General features: G+C 67.1%; 18 protein-coding genes and 1 pseudogene. 6 read left to right on the top strand and 13 right to left on the bottom strand.

Annotated features, from left to right (window positions below; translation table 11 throughout):
- Window positions 1-110: 110 nt before the first annotated feature.
- Window positions 111-590, bottom strand: coding sequence for an Lrp/AsnC family transcriptional regulator (locus D6860_RS16680; RefSeq protein ID WP_017467818.1), 480 nt, complete (start codon window positions 588-590; stop codon window positions 111-113).
- A gap of 242 nt (window positions 591-832) precedes the next feature.
- On the opposite strand from D6860_RS16680, the gene dctP reads away from it, so the two are divergent.
- From dctP to D6860_RS16655, 5 genes are all read left to right on the top strand, one after another.
- Entirely contained in the window at window positions 833-1,846 is a 1,014-nt protein-coding gene (dctP, locus tag D6860_RS16675; protein WP_017467817.1) for a TRAP transporter substrate-binding protein, read from the top strand.
- Between the two features lie 120 nt (window positions 1,847-1,966).
- Window positions 1,967-2,620 (top strand): TRAP transporter small permease, encoded by a 654-nt coding sequence (locus D6860_RS16670; RefSeq protein ID WP_083697897.1) that lies wholly within the window; start codon window positions 1,967-1,969, stop codon window positions 2,618-2,620.
- A 3-nt stretch (window positions 2,621-2,623) separates the two neighbouring features.
- Window positions 2,624-3,910, top strand: a complete 1,287-nt coding sequence (locus tag D6860_RS16665; protein ID WP_076624965.1) for a TRAP transporter large permease — start codon at window positions 2,624-2,626, stop codon at window positions 3,908-3,910.
- 13 nt (window positions 3,911-3,923) lie between these two features.
- Entirely contained in the window at window positions 3,924-4,367 is a 444-nt protein-coding gene (locus tag D6860_RS16660; protein WP_017468269.1) for a universal stress protein, read from the top strand.
- 11 nt (window positions 4,368-4,378) lie between these two features.
- Complete coding sequence (locus tag D6860_RS16655; RefSeq protein WP_083697896.1) at window positions 4,379-5,095, top strand: maleate cis-trans isomerase family protein; 717 nt, start codon at window positions 4,379-4,381, stop codon at window positions 5,093-5,095.
- Here the strand turns inward: D6860_RS16655 and D6860_RS16650 are convergent.
- From D6860_RS16650 to D6860_RS16630, 5 genes are all read right to left on the bottom strand, one after another.
- Window positions 5,092-7,344 (bottom strand): molybdopterin-dependent oxidoreductase, encoded by a 2,253-nt coding sequence (locus D6860_RS16650; protein WP_076624963.1) that lies wholly within the window; start codon window positions 7,342-7,344, stop codon window positions 5,092-5,094. The two genes, D6860_RS16655 and D6860_RS16650, sit on opposite strands and share 4 nt — an antisense overlap.
- 70 nt (window positions 7,345-7,414) lie before the next feature.
- Entirely contained in the window at window positions 7,415-7,936 is a 522-nt protein-coding gene (locus D6860_RS16645) for a GNAT family N-acetyltransferase (protein ID WP_076624962.1), read from the bottom strand.
- Window positions 7,937-7,961: 25 nt separating this feature from the next.
- The gene (locus tag D6860_RS16640; protein WP_076624961.1) at window positions 7,962-8,387 is read right to left on the bottom strand and encodes a universal stress protein; all 426 of its coding nucleotides are present in this window, start codon (window positions 8,385-8,387) and stop codon (window positions 7,962-7,964) included.
- A 12-nt stretch (window positions 8,388-8,399) separates the two neighbouring features.
- Window positions 8,400-11,027 carry a TRAP transporter permease gene (locus D6860_RS16635; RefSeq protein ID WP_076625464.1) on the bottom strand — a complete coding sequence of 876 codons (2,628 nt, stop codon included), beginning with the start codon at window positions 11,025-11,027 and terminating at the stop codon, window positions 8,400-8,402.
- Window positions 11,028-11,151: 124 nt separating this feature from the next.
- Complete coding sequence (locus D6860_RS16630; protein ID WP_076624960.1) at window positions 11,152-12,117, bottom strand: TAXI family TRAP transporter solute-binding subunit; 966 nt, start codon at window positions 12,115-12,117, stop codon at window positions 11,152-11,154.
- A 126-nt stretch (window positions 12,118-12,243) separates the two neighbouring features.
- On the opposite strand from D6860_RS16630, the gene D6860_RS16625 reads away from it, so the two are divergent.
- On the top strand, window positions 12,244-13,563 hold the full coding sequence (locus tag D6860_RS16625; protein WP_076624959.1) for an aspartate aminotransferase family protein: 1,320 nt from the start codon (window positions 12,244-12,246) through the stop codon (window positions 13,561-13,563).
- Window positions 13,564-13,637: 74 nt separating this feature from the next.
- Here the strand turns inward: D6860_RS16625 and D6860_RS16620 are convergent, their stop codons facing one another.
- The 7 genes and pseudogenes from D6860_RS16620 to D6860_RS16590 all read right to left on the bottom strand — a co-directional run.
- A complete protein-coding gene (locus D6860_RS16620; RefSeq protein WP_076624958.1) occupies window positions 13,638-15,044 on the bottom strand; it encodes a 3'-5' exonuclease in 1,407 nt (468 codons plus the stop codon).
- The gene (locus tag D6860_RS16615; protein ID WP_076624957.1) at window positions 15,041-15,553 is read right to left on the bottom strand and encodes a hypothetical protein; all 513 of its coding nucleotides are present in this window, start codon (window positions 15,551-15,553) and stop codon (window positions 15,041-15,043) included. Before D6860_RS16615 ends, D6860_RS16620 begins: the two co-directional genes overlap by 4 nt.
- 23 nt (window positions 15,554-15,576) lie before the next feature.
- On the bottom strand, window positions 15,577-17,400 hold the full coding sequence (locus tag D6860_RS16610) for a putative nucleotidyltransferase substrate binding domain-containing protein (protein WP_076624956.1): 1,824 nt from the start codon (window positions 17,398-17,400) through the stop codon (window positions 15,577-15,579).
- 112 nt (window positions 17,401-17,512) lie between these two features.
- Window positions 17,513-19,291 (bottom strand): sodium:solute symporter family protein, encoded by a 1,779-nt coding sequence (locus D6860_RS16605; RefSeq protein WP_076624955.1) that lies wholly within the window; start codon window positions 19,289-19,291, stop codon window positions 17,513-17,515.
- Window positions 19,292-19,297: 6 nt separating this feature from the next.
- The gene (locus tag D6860_RS16600; protein ID WP_017468731.1) at window positions 19,298-19,561 is read right to left on the bottom strand and encodes a DUF4212 domain-containing protein; all 264 of its coding nucleotides are present in this window, start codon (window positions 19,559-19,561) and stop codon (window positions 19,298-19,300) included.
- Between the two features lie 67 nt (window positions 19,562-19,628).
- Window positions 19,629-20,315, bottom strand: a complete 687-nt coding sequence (locus tag D6860_RS16595) for an adenylate kinase (RefSeq protein ID WP_076624954.1) — start codon at window positions 20,313-20,315, stop codon at window positions 19,629-19,631.
- A 5-nt stretch (window positions 20,316-20,320) separates the two neighbouring features.
- Window positions 20,321-20,695, bottom strand: a pseudogene (locus D6860_RS16590) (acetyl-coenzyme A synthetase); the annotation flags it as partial.

The following is a 20,695-nucleotide window of genomic DNA, read 5'->3' as shown; positions in this document are numbered from 1 at the left end:
CCGGGTTTCCGCAGGAGAAAGAAATTTTCTCTCTTTGACGCTATCGAGGGAGAGGTTTTCTCCGCACCGCAGCAAACGTCGTCCGAGGGGGCGGGCAGGGCCCGGGGAGGTCAGTCGCGCAGCAGGCCGAGGGCGGGCGGAAGGGTCTTCACCGGCTTGGTGACGATGTAACTGTAGTAGCGCCGGACCCCGGCGCGGCTTTCAAGCAGCCCGTCCATCAGCGCCTGAAACGCGGACACGTCGCGCGCAACGATCTGCATGAGGTAGTCGTAGCCGCCGCCGATGGCCCAGCAGCCGGTGATCTCGTCGATCTGCGCGACGGTCCTCTCGAAGATCTGGAAGCTCTCGGCGCGGTGGCTTTCCAGCTCGACCGTCACGAAGACCTCGACATGCGGCCCGAGGCCGGCAAGGTCGATCTCGGCCCGGTAACCCGTTATCAACCCGGCCTTTTCAAGCCGCTTCATGCGCTCCCAGCAGGGCGTGGGCGACAGGTTCACCCGCGCGGCAAGCTCGGTCTTGGCGATGCGGCCTTCACGGCACAGCGTCGCAAGAATGGCGATGTCGCGATGGTCGAGACGGGTCTGGGACATGCTTCTGCTTGTTCCGGGCACGGGCGGATTTGTCAATCCACGGCGGGTGTTTACCTGCCTGTTTTGCCTTCATCATGGGGGCCAATTTCCCGGAATTGCCGGGTTTTTCGGAAATCGGTTTGACATGGGGGCGCTTGGACCAGAAGCTTGACCCACGTCCCGACAGAGCCAGCTTCTGTCGCATGGAAAAGGCCCGCCGCAGCGATTTTGCCCCGGCGGGGCCCGGTAACAGGGAGACGACAATGACCCGCAAACCCATTCTTGCAAGCACGGCCATCGCACTTCTGCTGAGCGCAGGCGCAGCTTCGGCCGACACCTGGCGCTACGCCTTCGAAGAGGCGATGGACGAGGTGCAGGGCAAGTTCGCACAGAAGTTCAAGGAAGAGGTCGAGGCGAACTCGGACCACGAGATCCAGCTCTTCCCGTTCGGCACGCTCGGCGAGTCCGCCGACATCATGGAGCAGGCCCAGTCGGGCATCCTGCAGTTCGTCGACCAGTCGCCGGGCTTCACCGGCGCGCTGATCCCCGAGGCGCAGGTGTTCTTCGTGCCGTACCTGCTGCCGCAGGACACCGCGACGCTGGCGAGCTTCTTCAAGAACTCCAAGGCGATCAACGAGATGTTCCCGCCGCTCTACGCGGAGCAGGGGCTCGAGCTGCTGACCATGTTCCCCGAGGGCGAGGTCATGATGACCACGACCGAGCCGGTCGAGGGGCCCGCCGATCTTGACGAGGTCAAGTTCCGCGTGATGACCAACCCGCTGCTGGTGGAAAGCTACAAGGCCTTCGGCGCGACGCCGACGCCGCTGCCGTGGGGCGAGGTCTACGGCGCGCTGCAGACCGGCATCATCCAGGGCCAGGAGAACCCGGCGTTCTTCATCGAGTCCACAAAGATGTACGAGGTGACCGACTACATCACCCGCGCCGGCCACAACAACTTCACCACCGCGGTGATGGCCAACCAGGAGTTCTACGAGGGGCTCTCGGAAGAAGAGCAGACGATGATCGACGACGCGATCAGCGTGGCCTTCGACTACATCATCGACTACCAGGACGGCCTGACCGAGGAATCGCTCGAGAAGATCAAGGAGGCCAAGCCCTCCATGACGATCACCGACCTCAGCGAGGAAGAGCGCCAGCCCTTCATGGACACGGCGGAATCGGTCGAGCAGGAGTTCCTCGAGATCGGTGGCGATCAGGCGCAGGAAATCCTCGACCAGATGAAGGCGGACCTCGAGGCGGCGGCCTCCGAGAGCTGATCCACGTCTCGCTGCGACCAGGGTCGCAGCCGCGTTTCGGCCGGGCCGCCGCCATGACCGGCGGCCCGGACCGATCAGAAAAAAAACAAGTGATTTCCGTCTACATCAAGGACAGCGCCCATGAAGCCTGATGAAAAACGCGCGCCTGCAACCGATCCGGACGTGCTGGCAGACGCGCAGGCCCCGGCGGTCGATGGTGACGACATCGATGATTCCCAGTATGTCTCCGGCCTTCCGGGCTTTCTCGGCGTGATCGACGTGGCCATCGCCCGCATCGAGGCGATCCTGCTGGCCATCGGGGTGCTGCTGATGGCGCTCAACACCATGGCCAACGTGGTGATGCGCTACGTGCTCGGGCAGAGCCTCTTCTTTTCCGAGGAGCTGAACCAGGCGCTGATCATCCTGATCACATTCGCCGGCATCTCCTACGCCGCGCGCCACGGGCGCCACATCCGCATGTCGGCGATCTTCGATGCGCTTCCGCCGAAGCCGCGCAAGGCGCTGATGGTGCTGATCGCCGCGGTGACGGCGGCGGCGATGTTCCTGCTGACGTGGTACTCGGTCGAATACGTGATGAACCAGGCCTCGCGCGGGCGCCTGTTGCCGGCGCTGCAGATCCCTGTCTGGTACATCATCGTCTGGGCGCCGCTCGGGTTCTTCCTGACCGGGCTCCAGTACACGCTGACCGCGCTCAAGAACCTGCTTCAAAAAGACATCTGGCTCTCCACCTCGACGCTGGAAGGCTACGACGACACCGGCGAAGAGGAGGTCTGAGCCATGAGCCTCGCCATTTTCGGCACCATGATCGTGCTTCTGCTTATGGGCTTCCCGATGATGATCCCGCTCATCGCCGGGTCGCTCATCGGCTTCATCGGGCTCTTCGGCGGGCTCGGGCAACTCGACACGATGGTGCAGCAGATCCTTGCCGGCATTCGCCCGGCAAGCCTCATCGCCGTGCCGATGTTCATCTTCGCCGCCGACATCATGACCCGTGGCCAGTCGGCCAGCCGGCTGATCGACCTGGTGATGTCCTTCGTGGGCCATCTCAAGGGCGGGCTCGCGGTCTCGACCGCTACGGCCTGCACGCTTTTCGGGGCGGTCTCCGGCTCGACACAGGCGACCGTGGTCGCCGTGGGCGGCCCGCTGCGTCCCCGGATGCTGAAAGCCGGCTACAAGGACAGCTTCGTGCTCGCGCTGATCGTCAACAGTTCGGACATCGCCTTCCTGATCCCGCCTTCGATCGGCATGATCATCTACGGCGTGGTCTCCGGCACCTCGATTTCCGAGCTCTTCATCGCCGGCATCGGGCCGGGGGTGCTGATCCTCGTGCTGTTCTCGATCTACTCCTACATCTATGCCAAGCGGAACAACGTGCCGATCGAACCGAAATCGACCTGGGGAGAACGGGGCACCGCGATCCGTCGCGCGCTCTGGCCGCTGGGGTTCCCGGTCATCATCGTCGGCGGCATCTACGGCGGGATCTTCTCGCCGACCGAGGCCGCGGCCGCCTGCGTGCTCTACGCGCTGCTGCTCGAGATGGTCATCTTCCGCGAAATGAACCTCAAACAGCTCTACGCCACCGCCAAGTCGACGGGGTTGATCACCGCGGTCGTCTTCATCCTCGTGGGGGCAGGGGCGGCGTTCTCCTACGTCATCAGCTTCGCGCAGATCCCGCAGCAGGTGCTCGGCGCCATCGGCATCGACGAGATGGGGCAGTATGGCGTGCTCTTCACCATCTCCATCGCCTTCTTCGTGGGCTGCATGTTCGTCGACCCGATCGTGGTGATCCTGATCTTCGTGCCGATCTTCGCGCCGGTGGTGCAATCGGTGGGTCTCGACCCGGTGCTGGTGGGCACGATCATCACGCTTCAAGTCGCCATCGGCTCGGCCACGCCGCCCTTCGGCTGCGACATCTTCACCGCCATCGCCGTGTTCAAACGCCCCTACGCCGAGGTCGTGAAGGGCACGCCGCCCTTCATCTTCATGCTCGTCGGCGTCGCGGTGCTTCTCATCTTTTTCCCGCAGATCGCGCTGTTCCTGCGTGACCTGGCTTTCGCGAAATGAGGGGGATGACGCGATGTTCAAGAAGATCCTGATTGCCTACGACGGCTCCACCGGTGCCTGGCATGCACTCGAAAAGGCCGCGGAGCTCTCGAAGCTCTGCGGTTCCGAGTTGGTGGTGCTGACCGTCTACCGGCATCATTCGATCCTCGAGGCATCGCTTTCGATGGTCCGGGGCAGCATGGACAGCAACGCCAACCTTGACGACATCATGCGCACCGTGTCGCGCGAGGCCGCCGAGGAGGCCAAGGCCCACGCGAAGGAGCTGGGCGTCGGCAAGGTCAACGCCTTCATCAAGGGAGGCCCCTCGGCGCGGACCATCGTCGGCTTTGCCAAGGAAAAGGGCTGCGACCTGATCATCGTCGGGGCGCGCGGCCTCGGCTCGGCGGAGGGCTACATGCTGGGCTCGGTGAGTCACAAGGTGACGAGCCTGTCCTCCGTCCCGGTCCTCGTGATCTGAGCGGGCGGCGGTTGCGGCGGGATCATATCCGGAGGTTCGGGCTGATCGCGCTGGCGACCGACCTGACCATCGAGGGCGACGCGGCGCGGCTGATGCCTCCGGGCACCCAACTGCATGTGACGCGCATCATCTTCGAGAACCCGACCACGCCCGAGAACCTGCGCCGCACCGGTCCGCGCCTGCGTGCAGCGGCCGAACTGATCGTGCCGGGGGTGCAGCTCGAGGGGTTGCTCTTCGGCTGCACCTCGGCGGCGGCGGTTCTGGGCGACGAGATCGACGCGATGGTCGGCAACCGCGCGCCGCTCACGACGCCGGTAGGCGCGGCGATGCGAGCGTTCCGGGCGCTCGACGTCACGCGGATCTCGCTGCTGACCCCCTACATGGACGAGACGACGAACCTCGTGGCCGACCATTTTGTCGGGCTCGGGATCGATGTGGTGGCGCGGTCGTCTATGGGACACGAGGACGACCGCGACATGGGAATGCTCTCGGGCGACACGGTGATCGCCGCCGCGCTCGAGGCCGACCACCCCGAGGCCGAGGCGATCTTTCTCTCCTGCACCGCGCTGCCCGCCGTTCCGGTCATCGAGCGCATCGAGGCGCATCTCGGCAAGCCGGTGCTCAGCTCCAACCAGGTGCTCTTCTGGGCGATGCTCGACGCGGCCGGCATCGCCTCGGAGGGGCCGGGCCGGCTGTTCGCGCCGAGGGAGTTCCGCGCTGCCCTTTAGCCCTCGTTGAGGCTTACCTGCACCAGCGCGGTATGCGCGCTGCTGCCTTGGCCGAGCTTCGAGGTGCCTATGTCGGGGGTCAGGACGTTGGGATTGCCGTGCGGGTCGACGTTCTCGCCCGCGTCGCCATACCAGGCGCCGGTGGGCAGGGCGACGACACCGGGGGTGATGTCGTCGGTGAGCGCCGCCCGCGCGAGGCAGGCGCCGCGCGCGTTGTGGACCCTCACGATGGCGCCCTCCGCGATGGCGCGTGCGGCGGCGTCCGAGGGATGGATCGCCAGCGCCACGGGCCGCGCGCCGGGCACGTCGGCCAGCGCGGGTTCGAGCTGGCTGTGCAGCTTGTCGCCGGGCTGCGGCGAGACGAGGTGCAGCGGTGCCGCATTGCTTGCGGCACCGAGCCATTCGGAAGGCGGCAGCCAGACCGGATGACCGGGGCAGTCGTCGTAGCCGAACCCCTCGATGGTCTCTGAAAAGATCTCGATCCGTCCCGAGGGCGTGGCGAGCGGCGCCCCCTCGGGATCGTCACGGAGGCGGCTGAGGAAGGTGGCTTGCGGCCCCTCCTGTTCGACCGGCAGGCGCACCCAGTTGCGCGCTCTAAGCTCCTCGAAGTCGGGCACCTCGACGCCCTGCGCCGCCGCGCGCTCGCGGTAGCCCGCGTAAAGTTCGCGCAGCCATGTCGCGCTGTCGCGCCCCTCGGTGAAGCGCTCCTCGGCACCGATGCGCGCGGCGAGGCCGGCGAAGATGTCGTAGTCGTCGCGCGCCTCTCCCACCGGCGGGATCAGCTGCGGCATGTTGTAGAGATACTCGTCAAGATCGCTGCGGCCGATGTCCTCGCGCTCGTAGGGCGTGGTCGCGGGAAAGACGATGTCGGCGCGCTTGGCGGTGGGTGTCCACCACGGCTCGTTGACGATGATCGTTTCGGGACGCTGCCACGCCTCGTGCAGGCGGTTGAGATCCTGATGATGGTGGAACGGGTTGCCGCCGGCCCAGTAGATCAGCCGGATGTCGGGGTAGGGCCCGCGTTTGCCGTTGAAGTCGTAATCCTGCCCGGGGTTGAGCAGCATGTCGGCGATGCGGGCGACCGGGATGACCTCGCGGACCGGGTTGGCGAACTGGTCGAGCGTCATGCCACGCAGCCGCCGCAGCCCCTTGCCGACGCCGCCGATGGCGCCGTAGCCGTAGCCCACGCCGCCGCCGGGCAGGCCGATCTGGCCGAGCATCGCCGCCAGCACCGCCGACATCCAGTAGGGCTGCTCGCCGTGCTCGGCGCGTTGCAGCGACCATGCGACGGTGATGAGCGTGCGGGTGCCCGCCATGCGGCGGGCGAGGGCGCGGATGGTCTCGGGGTCGAGGCCGCAGATCGGCGCCGCCCAGTCGGGCGACTTCGGCTGGCCGTCGGTCTCGCCCATGAGGTAGGGGCGGAAGCGGGTGAAGCCGGTGGTGTAGCGGTCGAGGAACGCGTGATCCGTCAGACCTTCGGTCTCGAGCACATGGGCCAGCGCCAGCATCAGCGCGGTATCCGTCGCCGGGCGCAGCGGCATCCATTCGCAGCCGCCGGGCGCGTCGGTGCGTTGCGGGCCGATGTTGATGCGGCGCATGCCCTTTTCGGCGAAACGGTCGAACCACGAGGCGGTGCCGTGCTCGGTGATGCCGCCCATGCTCACCTGCGCGTTCTTCGGGTTGATGCCTCCGAACATGACCAGCGTCTCGGTGTGGTCGGCGATGGTCTGCCAGCTGTCCTGCGCGTGGTAGATCTGTTCTAGGAAGTTCATCCCGAACACATGCGGCATGATCGCCTGCGCGCAGCCGGTGGAATAGCTCCCGAACGAGGCGACGTAGCCGCCGATGGAATTGAGGAAGCGGTGCACCTGGCTCTGGGCATGGTGGAACCGACCTGCCGAGGACCAGCCGTAGGAGCCGCCGAAGATCGACGTGTTGCCATGCGTGTCGCGGATGCGCGCGATCTCCGCCGCAGCGATGTCGAGCGCCTCGTCCCACGGAAGCTCGACGAAGTCGTCGCTGCCGCGTCCGCCGCCGCCTCGGTGATCGAGCCAGCCGCGCCGGATCGCCGGGCGCGCCACGCGCGTGTGATGATGCACGGCGGCGGGGATGATCGCGGGGATCGACGGCGGGTTGGGGTCCGCGGCAAAGGGCCGGGTGGCGGTGATGCGGTCGCCCTCGGTCTCGACCTCGAAGGCGCCCCAGTGGCTCGAGGTGACGGCGATGCGTCTGCGTGAAATATCGTCCATGATCTGAAACTTTCTGTGCGCCGAGGCGCGATGGTAACACGAAGAGCGTAGTCCGGGCACGGGCTGCGCGCTAGGGATCGGCCTCGGGGGCGCTCCGTGTGTCGAGCGTGAGCTGCATGAAGGTCAGGTCCAGCCAGTTGCCGAACTTGACGCCCACCTGTGGCATCTCTCCGGTGATGCGGAAGCCGTTGCGCGTGTGAAGCTGGATCGAGGCCGCGTTGCCGCTCTCGATCCCGGCGACCATCACGTGCTTGCCGATCGCGCGGGCACGGCCGATGAGCGCCGGCAGCAGCTGCGAGGCGATGCCGCGCCCGCGCTGGCCGTCGCGCACGTAGATCGAATGCTCGACCGTGAGACGGAAGCCCTCGAAGGCGCGCCAGTCGCCGAAGCTCGCGTAGGCCAGCACCGTGCCGTCGTCCTCGCGGGTGACCAGAACCGGGTAGCCCTGCGCCACGCGGCCCTGCCACCACGCGCGGCGGTTTTCGAGATCGACGAGCGTCTCGTTCCAGATCGCGGTGCTGTTCCGCACCGCGTCGTTGTAAATGTCGAGAATGCCGGGCAGGTCGGCTTCGGTCGCGTCGAGGATCTGCATGTCGGGGCCGTCCGGTCGTCCGCGTCTAGCGGATCACGATGACGGACTGCGGTGCATGGCGCACCACCCGCGCGGCGTTCGGCCCGACGAGGTAATCGCGCAGCGCCGGGCGGTGTGCACCGACCACGATGGCATCGGCCGCGACGTCCTGCGCGGCCTTGATGATCTCGTGGTAGATGGTGCCCTGCGTGACGTGCAGCCCGTCGAGCAGCCCGGTCGGGATCGCCTTGGTGGCCCATGCCTCGAGCCGTTGCGCCGCCTCGTGCTTGATGGCGTTGGCCTGTTCGGCGCCGAGGTAGGAGCCCACCATCGCCATCCCCGAGCCGGGGATGACGTTGATGATGTGCAGCCGCGCGCCGGTGCATTCCGCCATGTGCACCGCGGCGTCGGCCACGTGGCCCGATTCCGGCATGTCGTTCATGTCGACTGCCAGCAGGATGGTCTTGAACATCGCCTCTCCTCCCTAGAAGGCCGGTTGCTTGGCACGCGGACGCTGGATCATCACGATCCCCGCCAGCAGGATGAGCGCCGGAATGAAGAACCACTCCTTGGCGATCCGGTCGCGGGCGACCTCGACCGAGGAGATCACCACCGGCTGATCGGCATAGTAGTCGTATTCCGTGCCGATCTGGTCGAAGTACGGTGTGCCGGGGAAGGGCTCTTCAAGCAGCAGCTGCTCGCCCTCGGGCATGACCGTAAGGCCCTGCTCCGACAGCGTCGCCTCGGCATCGCCCGCGACGGCGGGAATGACGATGGTGGTGGGCCGCATCTCGAAGGTGTCGAAGTCCGGCCCCTCGATGTTCACCCGCAGCTCCGAGCCCTCGGGTGCCTCGGCCATCAGCTCGAGCGCCGCAGGGCCGGACGCGGTGGTGTAGGGTTCCTCGACCATGTCCAGGAAGAAGCCCGGCCGGAACAGCATGAAGGCGATGAACAGCAGGACGACACTTTCCCAGATCCGCGACTTGGCGATGAAATACCCCTGCGTCGCGGCGGCGAAGAGCAGCATCGCCAGAAGCGCCACGAAGAAGATGAACACCGCGTGCAGGAAGGTCACGTCGATGAGCAGCAGGTCGGTGTTGAAGATGAACAGGAACGGCAGCAGCGCGGTCCGGATGTCGTAGCCGAAGCCCTGCAGACCGGTCTTGATCGGATCGCCGCGCGAGATCGCCGCGGCGGCATAGGCCGCGAGGCCCACCGGTGGCGTGTCGTCCGCGAGGATGCCGAAGTAGAAGACGAACATGTGCACCGCGATCAGCGGCACCACGAGCCCCGCCTGCGCGCCGACGCTCAGGATCACGGGAGCCATCAGGCTCGAGACCACGATGTAGTTCGCCGTGGTCGGCAGACCCATCCCGAGGATCAGCGACAGCACCGCAACGAGGATCAGCAGAACCATGAGATTGCCGCCCGAGATCACCTCGATCACCGTGCCGATGACCTGGTGCGCGCCGGTGAGGCTGATGGTGCCGACGATGATGCCCGCCGCGCCGGTGGCGACACCGATGCCGATCATGTTGCGCGCGCCGAGGATCAGCCCCTGCACGAAGTCGGTCCAGCCCGCACGGGCTTCGGTCCCGACATCGTGGCCGCGGAACATTGCCTTGAGCGGGCGATGGGTGAGCGCGATGACGATCATGAAGAAGGTCGCCCAGAAGGCGGACAGTGCGGGCGACAGCCGGTCGAGCGTGTCGGTGCGGACCATCAGGTTCCACACGAGGATGAAGATCGGGATCGCGAAGTATAGCCCGCCGATCAGCGTGGGCGTGAGCCGCGGCGCGGTGGGCGGGGCGTCGGTGTCCTTGTCCTCCTTGATCTCGGGGAAGCCCGCCGAAATCTTCACCAGCACGACATAGAGCACCGCGACCAGCGCCACGGCGGCGTAGACCGAATTGCCCATCACGGGCTCGAGCAGCGTGCGCAGGCCGATCATCAGGAAGGTGAGCACGCCGAGCAGGATGAAGCCCGACAGGAACAGGATGAGGATCATCAGCACGCCGATGCGGCGACCGGGCTTCTCGAGCCCCCTGAGCCCCATCTTCAGGCTCTCGAGGTGCACGATGTAGAGCAGCGCGATGTAGGAGATCACGGCCGGCAGGAAGGCGTGCTTGACCACGTCGATGTAGGGGATGTTGACGTATTCCACCATCAGGAAGGCTGCGGCGCCCATGACGGGCGGGGTCAGCTGGCCGTTGGTCGAGCTTGCGACCTCGACCGCCCCGGCCTTCTCGGCCGGGAAGCCGATGCGCTTCATCAGCGGGATGGTGAAGGTGCCGGTGGTCACCGTGTTGGCGATGGACGAGCCCGAGATCATGCCGGTCATCATCGACGACAGCACCGCCGCCTTGGCCGGGCCGCCGCGCAGCGCGCCGAGCAGCGCGATGGCGACCTGGATGAACCAGTTGCCGCCGCCGGCACGGTCGAGCAGGGCGCCGAACAGCACGAAGAGGAAGATCATCGTCGTGGAGACGCCGAGCGCCACGCCGAAGACGCCCTCGGTCTGCATCCAGTAGTGGCCGAGCGCCTTGTGCAGCGAGGAGCCGCCGTAGTTGGTGATGTTGCGCGCCCATTCCGAGTAGCCGCCGAAGAAGGCGAAGGCCACGAAGATGCAGGCGATGATGACGAGCGGCATCCCCAGTGAGCGGTAGACTGCGATCAGAAGGCAGACCATGCCGATGGCCGACATGGTAATGTCTGTGGTGGTCCAGAGGCCGGGTCGGCCGGCGATCTCGAAGCGGAAGACGACGAGGTAGAGGCAGGCCGAGACCCCGAGCACCAGCAGCGCCCAGTCATAGGCCGGGATGCGGTCGCGGGGTGCGCCGGAGGTCAGCGGAAACGCCATGGTGGCAAGCGCCAGCGCGAAGGCGAGGTGCACGTAGCGGGCCTGCGCCACGATGTTCGCGAAGATGCTCATGCCGGTGGCCTCTGCCACCATGCCGGGCACCCGCGAGGCGATGTAGAGCTGGAAGAGCGACCACGCGATACAGGTGCCGATGATCAGCCGTCCCTGCCAGTTGCTCGGATTGCGCGCGCCGGTATCGGCCTCGGCCACCATGTCGTCGGCCGTGCGCTCCGTAGACGGTTGATCCACCATCGCCATCGTCCCTCTGTTGTCATGAATTGTTTTTATGATCCGCGAGATGCGCGTGGGTCTTCACGCGCAGCCCGAGGTTTGCGCCACGCGGCCCGAAGGCCGCGCGGCAGGTGGGGCGTTGCCCTTACTCGATCAGGCCGAGTTCCTTGTAGGCTTTGTCGGCACCCGGGTGCAGCGGTGCCGAGAGGCCGTCCTTGACCATTTCGGCCGGGTCGAGGTTGGCGAAGGCCGGGTGCAGCTGGCGGAAGTCGTCGATGTTCTCCATCACCGCCTTGGCGACCACGTAGACCACGTCTTCGGGGACCTCGGTGGAGGTCACGAAGGTCGCGCCGACGCCGAAGGTCGTGGTGTCCTCGTCGTTGCCGGCATACATGCCGCCGGGGATGGTCGCGACGCGGTAGTAGGGGTTCTCGTCGACCAGCGTGTCGATGGGCTCGCCCACCACGTCGACCAGCTCGACGTCACAGGTGGTGGTGGCTTCCTGGATCGCGGCGGCCGGGTGACCCACGGTGTAGATCATCGCGTCGATGTTGCCGTCGCAGAGCTGTTGCGCCATTTCCGAGCCCTTGTACTCGGTCGCGAGCGCGAGGTCGTCCATGGTGATGCCGAAGGCTTCCATCACGACTTCCATCGTGGCGCGCTGGCCGGAGCCCGGGTTGCCCACGTTCACGCGCTTGCCGGCGATGTCCTCGAACTTCTCGACGCCTGCGTCCGCACGGGCGAGCAGGGTGAAGGGCTCGGGGTGCACCGAGAACACCGCGCGAAGCTCGGGGAACGGGTTGTCCGAGAACTGCGAGGTGCCGTTGTAGGCGTGGTACTGCCAGTCGGACTGGGCCACGCCGAACTCGAGCTCGCCGGCCTTGATGGTGTTGATGTTGTAGACCGAGCCGCCGGTCGATTCCACGGCGCAGCGGATGCCGTGGTCGCGACGCTCGCGGTTCACGAGACGGCAGATCGCGCCACCGGTGGGGTAGTACACGCCGGTCACGCCGCCGGTGCCGATGGAGATGAATTGCTGGTCCTGTGCACTGGCGCCGACGCCGGCGACCATGGCGCCGGACAGGATCGCGCCAAAGAGTGTCTTTTTCATCAGATCGTTCTCCCTGAGATCTTGATTGAATTTATGATAATGATACTGCCCTGAACATCACGAGGATGACAACACCCCGGAGCATCGGGCGACGCATCGTCGTGAAACGCTACAGGATCCGGATCGATGTCGCACATTTTCCCGCGTCACACGAAGTCCCTGCCGCCGATGGTGGCACGTGGCGAAGGCGCCTATCTCTACGATACCAACGGCAAGGCCTATCTCGACGGATCGGGAGGCGCGGCTGTGTCCTGTCTCGGGCATGGCGACGCGACGGTGATCGCGGCGATGAAGGCGCAGCTCGACCAGGTGGCATTCGCGCATACCGGCTTCTTCACGTCCGAGCCCGCCGAGCGGCTGGCTGACCGGCTGATCGAACTTGCGCCCGAGGGGCTCGACCGGGTCTACGTGGTGGCCGGCGGCTCCGAGGCGATGGAATCCGCGCTGAAGCTGGCGCGGCAGTACCACCTCGAGACCGGCGCGCCGGAGCGCCGCAACATCATCGCGCGGCGGCAGAGCTACCATGGCAACACGCTGGGGGCGCTGTCGACGGGCGGCAACATCTGGCGCCGTGAGCCCTTCGCGCCGCTGCTGATCGACGTGCATCACGTCTCTCCCTGCTACGCCTATCGCGGCATGGAGCCGGGCGAGACCGAGGAGACCTATGGCGAACGGCTTGCGGCCGAGCTCGAGGCGAAGATCGAGGAGCTGGGCCCCGAGACCGTCATGGCCTTCGTGGCCGAGCCGGTGGTGGGCGCGACCGCAGGCGCGGTCCCGGCGGTGCCGGGCTACTTCCGGCGGGTGCGCGAGATCTGCGACCGCCACGGCATCCTGCTCATCCTCGACGAGGTCATGTGCGGCATGGGGCGCACCGGCACGCTCTTCGCCTGCGAGCAGGACGGCGTGTCGCCCGACATCTGCGCCATCGCCAAGGGGCTTGGCGCGGGCTACGCGCCGATCGGGGCGATGCTCTGCTCGTCTGACATTTACGCAGCGATCGAGAACGGCTCGGGCTTCTTCCAGCACGGCCACACCTATCTCGGGCATCCGACCTCCTGCGCTGGCGCGAACGCGGTGCTTGACCGGCTGGTGAGCGACCGACTGCTCGACCGGGTGGCCCCGACGGGCGAGATGCTCCGCGCGGCGCTGCACGAGCGTTTCGGCCAGCATCCGAACGTGGGCGACATCCGCGGGCGCGGGCTGTTCCTCGGGCTCGAACTGGTCGAGGATCGCGCGACCAAGGCGCCCTTCGATCCGTCCCGGGGTGTGGCAGGCAAGCTTAAAAAGGCGGCCTTTGCCGAGGGGCTGATCTGCTACCCGATGGGCGGGACCATCGACGGGCAGCGCGGCGACCACGTGCTGCTCGCGCCGCCCTTCATCCTGACCGAGGACCAGGTGGGCGAGCTCGTTGACAAGCTCGACGCGGCGCTGACCTCGGTGCTGTAGGCCCGGACGGGCGCGCCGGGACCTCTAAGGGACGACGGGCCACCACGAAGCGGGTGGCCCTTTTCGTGTCGGGGTCAGTTGAGGTCTTCCAGCAGGCGGCCATGCTTGCGGGTTTCCTCGAGCACCGCGCCGAAGGTGGTCATGCCGCGCGCCTCGAGCATCGGCAGCATCCGGATCAGCACCTGCGCGGTGGCATGGGCGTCACCCAGTGCCGTGTGGCGCAGCTGCACCGGGATCTCGACGCCCAGCCGCTCGCAGAGCGCGTCGAGCGTGTGGGTCTGGCTCGCCCCGAAAAGCACCGCCGACAGCAGCACCGTGTCGAGGATCGGATTGTCCCAGCTCACGCCCATGCGTGACTGGTGGCGGCGCAGGAAGGCCATGTCGAAAGGCGCGTTGTGCGCTACGATCACCGATCCCCGCGCGAAGGCGTGAAAGCGGCGCCCGGCCACGTCGATCGCCGGCTGGCCCGCGACCATCGTGTCGGATACCCGGTGCACCCGTGTCGAGGAGGCCGGGATCGGAATGCCCGGATCGACCAGCTGGTCCATCACCTCGCCCGGCACGATGCGTCCGTTCAGCACCCGCACCGCGCCGATCTGAACGACCTCGTCCTTGTGCGGCAGAAGCCCGGTGGTCTCGGTGTCGAAAACGGTGAAGGTCAGCGCCGAGAGGTGCGCGTCCTCGACACAGTCCGGCACGTCGCGGGTGAGCAGGTCGAAGTCGTAGACCAGCGGCCGCTCGGCATCGGGCGCCATGTGGGTTTCGGCACCGTCGATCACCATCATGTAGCCGCCGCCGTCCATCGGTTTCAGCCGCGCATCGTAGCTCTGGGCGCCATCGACACCTTCGGCGGTGAAGCTCACCTCGCGGCCGGTCTTGTGCATCCGGCGCACGGCGGCATCGAGCCCGGCGGCCTGGAAGAAATCGGTGAGCGGCGCGTTGAGGCGCGGGACATGAAGCTGCGACAGCACCTCGGCCGCCTGTCCGTCGTAGAGCACGATCTGGCCGCGCCGGTTCACGAGGATCATCGCCACCGGGATCTCGGTGAGCAGCGCGGTCAGCCGTTCGGTCTCGCGCGCCAGCCGCTCGGTCTCGAGCGCGACGCGTTCGGCGGTCTCCATCGCGCCGTCGCCCAGCCGGGCCGAGACCGCCTGCGCCGCGGGGGCGAGATCGCCAAGGTAGCGCGCCGCGTGCAGGTCGACCTCGCGCGCGACGCCGGCGTGGGCGCGCACCCGCATCTCGGCGGCGATCTTCTCGATGGGCTTGGCGACATTCTCGTCGAAGAGCAGCCAGACCGCCGCGCTGAGGCCCATGAGCGCGAGCGCCGCGATGATGGCGGCGAAGACGAAGCCGTTGGCCACGGTGGTCTCGACGGCGCGGGCATGGCCGAGCCAGAGCGCCACCATCACCGCTGCCGTGCCTCCGAGACCGAGCAGAAGGAAGAACAGGAAGACCCGCAGGCGCAGCCCGAGCTTCGTCATGAGGTGGCCCCCGGCTCCGTGCAGACGGCAGCGACGATCGGGTCGTCGGCGCCCACGTCGCGCCAGACCGGTGCGCCGCCATCGCCGCCCGCCGGATCGGCGCGGCGATGGTTGACGCAGTCGACCATCATCTCGACCGACTGCACCGGCTGCCAGCGGGCGAAGAAGTAGAGGTCGGCGAGATAGAGCCCCTCGGTGTCGCTGTTGGGCTGGCGGGTCTCGTGGTCGACGGCGATGAAGCGGTCGACCATCGGCACCACGTAGGTCCACGGCCGGTAGAAGACGCTTGAATCATGCGTCGAGGCGACGCTGACGCCGTCGGGCAGGGCGCGCGCGGTGCGCGGGTACCAGCCGTATTCGTTCGAGATCGTCGCCGCCAGCATCGCCAGCCCCGCGCCCACCGGCATCAGCCAGCGCGGCAGGCGGCCGCCCATCACCTTGTTGAGCAGCAGGATGGCGCCGGCACCGGCGAACCCCGCGACGAACACCGCGATCAGTTCCAGAAACATCGTTCCTCCTCCCTTTGCCGGGCCTAGCCCAGCATGCTGCGCCCGTGCCCCACAGCCGATTGCAGCGATTTTATCACCACGAAGGCATCGCGCAGATGACTTCGCTCAAAATCCGACAGGCTCGACGGCGCGAGGTAGTTGTCGGGCGCCTCGCCGGCCTTGATCCGGGCGGCCTGATGTTCGAGCCGAGTTTCCGCGATCAGGTCGTAGGCGTCGAGCAGATCCTGCCCGCCCGAGGCCGAGAGCTTGCCGGCCGTCACCGCCGCCTCGAGCCGGGCGCGGGTGTTGACCTCGACCAGCTGTCCCTGCAGCGCGTAGACGCGGGCAAGATCGACCACCGGCACGACGCCGTTGTGCTTGAGATCGACCGTGTTCTTGTGCTCGCCCGAGCGGATCGTGGCAAAGCCGCGCAGCAGCCCAAGCGGCGGAGTGTGCTTCAGCGAATTCGCGATCATGTGCGACACGAAGATCGAGTTCTTCGATGCCGCCTCGAGCGTTTCACCCTGCAGGTCCTCGTAGAGCGCCTTGGTGCCGCCGATGGGTCGCAGGTCGAACATGACCGAGGCCAGCATCTGCGCCATCGGGTCCGGCTTGGCGATCCAGGCGGTGAAATACTGCCGCCACGTGCCGACCGGCTGGCACCACTTGGGGTTGGTCGCCATCATGTCGCCGGGGCAGAAGTAGTAGCCCGCACGGTCGAGCCCGTCGCTGACGAAGGCGGCCATGTCCCGGAAATAGGCCATGTCGTCGGCGGTGGCGGCGTTGTCGAGGAACAGGCAGTTGTCTTGGTCCGAGATGCCGGTCTGTTCCTGCCGGCCCTGACTGCCGCAGGCGAGCCAGAGGTAGGGCACCGGCGCCGCCCCGAGCCGTTCCTCGGCGAGCGCCAGCAGGCGGCGGGTCACGGTGTCGGTGATGTCGGTGATCAGCCGCGTGACGACCTCGTGCCGGTTGCCGCCCGCGACGAGCTGCACCAGCAGCTGCGGGATGCGCGCGGTCACGCGAGCCATGTCCTCGGGGGTGGTTGCGCGGGCGATCTCGGCCACCAGCTCGGCGGAGCTCACCGCCTGGAACCGGGTGAGGTCGGTCTGGGTCACCATGCCGACGAGCCGGCCGCCCTCGCTGACCGGAACATGCCCGATATGGCGCTCCATCATCATGTGCAGCACGTCCGAGCCGATGGCCGAGGGCGGCAGGGTCAGCGGATCGGCGGTCATCACTTCCGCGACCTTGGTGTCGAAGGGCAGGCCGCGCCCCACGACCTTGCCGGACACATCGCGGAGCGTGAGGATGCCCTTCAAAGTCGGACCGTCGGTGATGCAGACCGAGGAGACGTGCCGCTCGGCCATCGCCCGTGCCGCCTCCTGCACGGTGGCGCTGGCGGGCAGCGTGAGCGGATCGGGGGCCATCAGCGTCTCGACCCGGGAATGCGCAAGGTCGCTCTTGCGGGGCCGCGCCGCGCGCGAGCGGTCGAAGAAGCGCCGCGCCGCCGGATGCTCACGGACCAGCGCGTCGAAGGCATAGGCGGGCAGCATCAGCAGCAGCGTTTCCTCGACCGTCCGGGCCGAGGTGGCCGCGATGCCGTCGCGCGCAAGCCCACGCTCGCCGAAGGAATTGCGGGGACCGAGCAGCGAGACCACGACCTCGTTCTCGTCGCGGATCTCGACCTGTCCCGAATGCACGAGGTAAAGCCCCTCGAGCGGGTGACCGAAGGCGTAGATCGGCTCGTCCGCGGGAAGGCGGCGCTGCACGAACTGCGGCACCAGCGCCTCGAGCGCGTCAGTGTCGAGCGCATCGTAGGGATGGATTCCGCTCAGGAAGCGGTGCAGCTCTTCGGGCGCGATGGGCATGGGCGGCCTCCGGTCTCGGCGGACGGGTGAAACTGAAAATCCCGCCCCGGTCTAACCCGGGACGGGACAAAAGGGGAGGGGACGGGCCACCGAAACGCGGCCCGGTCCGGTCTTAGTGATCCTGCGCGGCACCGGCGCCGCGCGGCACGCGGACCGATTCCACCAGGTCGCTGATCTCCTGCGGGATCGGGGTCGTCATCTTCGAGACGGTGAAGGCCACCGCGAAGTTGATGATCGCACCCACCGCGCCGAACGAGGTCGACTTGATCGTGCCGAGCAGCGGATCGGCGTCGGTGAAGGAGTTGGTGTCCGGGATGAAGAACCAGCCCTTGTGCAGGAAGATGTAGAGCAGGGTGACCACCAGGCCGGTGACCATGCCGGCCACGGCGCCCTTGTTGTTCACCTTGGTGAAGATACCCATCATCAGCACCGGGAAGATCGACGCCGCCGCAAGTCCGAAGGCCAGCGCCACGGTCTGCGCCGCGAAGCCCGGCGGGTTCATCCCGAGGTAGGTCGCCACCGCGATGGCCACCGCCATGGCGATACGGGCCGACAGCAGCTCGCCCTTTTCCGAGATGCCGGGGTTGAACTGCCCCTTGATGAGGTCGTGGCTCACCGCCGACGAGATCGCGAGCAGCAGGCCCGCGGCGGTCGACAGCGCGGCGGCAAGGCCACCGGCGGCGACAAGACCGATCACCCAGCCCGGCAGGTTGGCGATTTCCGGGTTGGCCAGCACGAGGATGTCACGGTTGAAGTTGGTGAGCTCGTTGCCTTCCCAGCCCTCGGCGGCGGCGCGCTCGGCCATCGCGTCGGAGGCATCGTTGTAGTACTGGATGCGGCCGTCGCCGTTCTTGTCTTCCCAGCCCAGAAGGCCGGTCTGCTGCCAGGTCTGCATCCAGTCGTAGGTCGGATCGCTCTCGATCTGCTCGAGCGCCACGGCCTGACCCTCGACACCTTCCGGCCAGAACTGCTGGGTGATGTTGAGGCGCGCCATTGCGCCAACCGCCGGGGCGGTCAGGTAGAGCAGGGCGATGAACACCAGCGCCCAGCCAGCCGACCAGCGGGCGTCTGCCACGCGCGGCACGGTGAAGAAGCGCATGATGACGTGCGGCAGGCCGGCGGTACCGATCATCAGCGACAGGGTGAAGAGCACCATGTTGAAGGTGTCGCCGTTGTGCGCGGTATACTCGCTGAAGCCGAGATCGCGGACGATCTGGTCGAGCGTCGCCAGCAGCGGCTCGCCCGACGAGGTGTCTCCGAAGAGTCCCAGCGCCGGGATCGGGTTGCCGGTGAGCTGCAGCGAGATGAAGATCGCCGGGATGGTGTAGGCGAGGATCAGCACGCAGTACTGCGCGACCTGCGTGTAGGTCACGCCCTTCATGCCGCCGAACACCGCGTAGGCGAAGACGATCACGGCGCCGATCAGCAGGCCGGTGGTGCTGTCCACCTCGAGGAAGCGGCCGAAGGCCACGCCGACGCCGGTCATTTGGCCGATCACGTAGGTGGTCGACGCGATGATCAGGCAGATCACGGCCACGAGACGCGCGGTCGGGCTGTAGAAGCGGTCGCCGATGAACTCGGACACGGTGAACTTGCCGAACTTGCGCAGGTAGGGCGCGAGCAGAAGGGCAAGCAGCACGTAGCCGCCGGTCCAGCCCATCAGGAAGCTCGAGTTGTCGTAGCCGACAAAGGCGATGAGGCCGGCCATCGAGATGAAGGACGCGGCCGACATCCAGTCGGCGGCGGTTGCCATGCCGTTGGTGACCGGGTGCACGCCGCGTCCGGCGGCGTAGAATTCCGAGGTCGAGCCCGCGCGGGCCCAGATGGCGATGCCGATGTAGAGCGCGAAGGACGCGCCCACGAACAGCAGGTTGATGGTGAACTGATCCATGACGCGTTACTCCTCGTCCACGCCGAATTCTTTATCGAGCTTGTTCATCCGGAAGGCGTAGAAGAAGATCAGCACCAGGAAGACCAGGATGCTGCCCTGCTGCGCGAACCAGAAGCCAAGGTCGGTGCCGCCCACGCTGATGCCCGAGAGCATCGGGCGCAGCAGGATGCCGAAGCCGAAGCTGACGAGTGCCCAGATGATGAGACTGATGATGATGATGCGCAGGTTGGCCTTCCAGTAGGCCGCCCCACTCGATGTCTGGTCCGCCATGGCGGGTCCCTCCTCTCCTTGTATGATACGGGCCGCTCCCGTTGCGGAGGCGGCCCCGCGACGACCCTCAGCGGGCGGTCGCGTCCTCCACGATCGCGCCGAGATCGGCGGCGATGTTGTCGATGGCGCCCATCGCGTTGATCCGCGAAAGCGCGCCCTTCTCCTCGTAGTAGCCGATGAGCGGCGCGGTCTGGGCGTGATACGCCTCGAGCCGGCTGGCCACGGTCTCGGCCTTGTCGTCAGCGCGGCGCTTCATCTCGGTGCCGCCGCAGGTGTCGCAGATGCCCGGTTGTGCCGGCCGCTTGAAGCTGTCGTGATAGCCCTCGCCGCAGGCCGCGCAGGTGTAGCGGCCCGAGATCCGCTCGACCATCGCGGCGTCGTCCACCTCGAGGCTGATCGCGGCGTCGATCTTCTGGCCGGTCTCGGCGAGCAGCGCGTCGAGCGCCTGCGCCTGCACCGTGGTGCGCGGGAAGCCGTCCAGGATGACGCCGCGCGCGCAGTCGGGTTCGGCCAGCCGGTCGCGCAGGGTGGCGATGACGATGTCGTCGCTGACGAGCCCGCCGGCGTCCATCACGGCCTTGGCCTGCTGTCCGGCCTCCGTGCCCTGGGCGACCGCCGTCCGCAGCAGGTCTCCGGTCGAGAGCTGCACGAGGCCGAACCTGGTCTCGAGCATCCGTGCCTGCGTGCCTTTCCCGGCCCCCGGAGGGCCGAGAAGGATGAGCACGGGGGCGGTTGTCATGGTCTGTCCGTCCATGGCCCTCACCCCTTGTTCGCGCGGTTTTCGATGAGGTCGTCGACGACGGATGGGTCGGCGAGGGTCGAGGTGTCGCCGAGTGCGCCGTAGTCGTTCTCGGCGATCTTGCGCAGGATGCGGCGCATGATCTTGCCCGAGCGGGTCTTGGGCAGGCCCGGGGCCCACTGGATGAGGTCGGGCGAGGCGATGGGGCCGATCTCGGTGCGGACCCAGGCGCGCAGTTCCTTGACCAGCTCGTCCGAGGGTTCGATGTCGTTCATCAGGGTGACGTAGCAGTAGATGCCCTGGCCCTTCACCGGGTGCGGGTAGCCCACCACCGCGGCCTCGGCGACCTTGGAGTGCGCCACCAGCGCCGATTCCACCTCGGCGGTGCCCATGCG

Source organism: Salipiger sp. D13 (assembly GCF_003703915.1).
Classification (GTDB): Bacteria; Pseudomonadota; Alphaproteobacteria; order Rhodobacterales; family Rhodobacteraceae; genus Salipiger; species Salipiger profundus.
The sequence above is the reverse complement of the archived record's forward strand: the minus strand, read 5'-3'. Positions and strand labels throughout refer to the sequence as shown.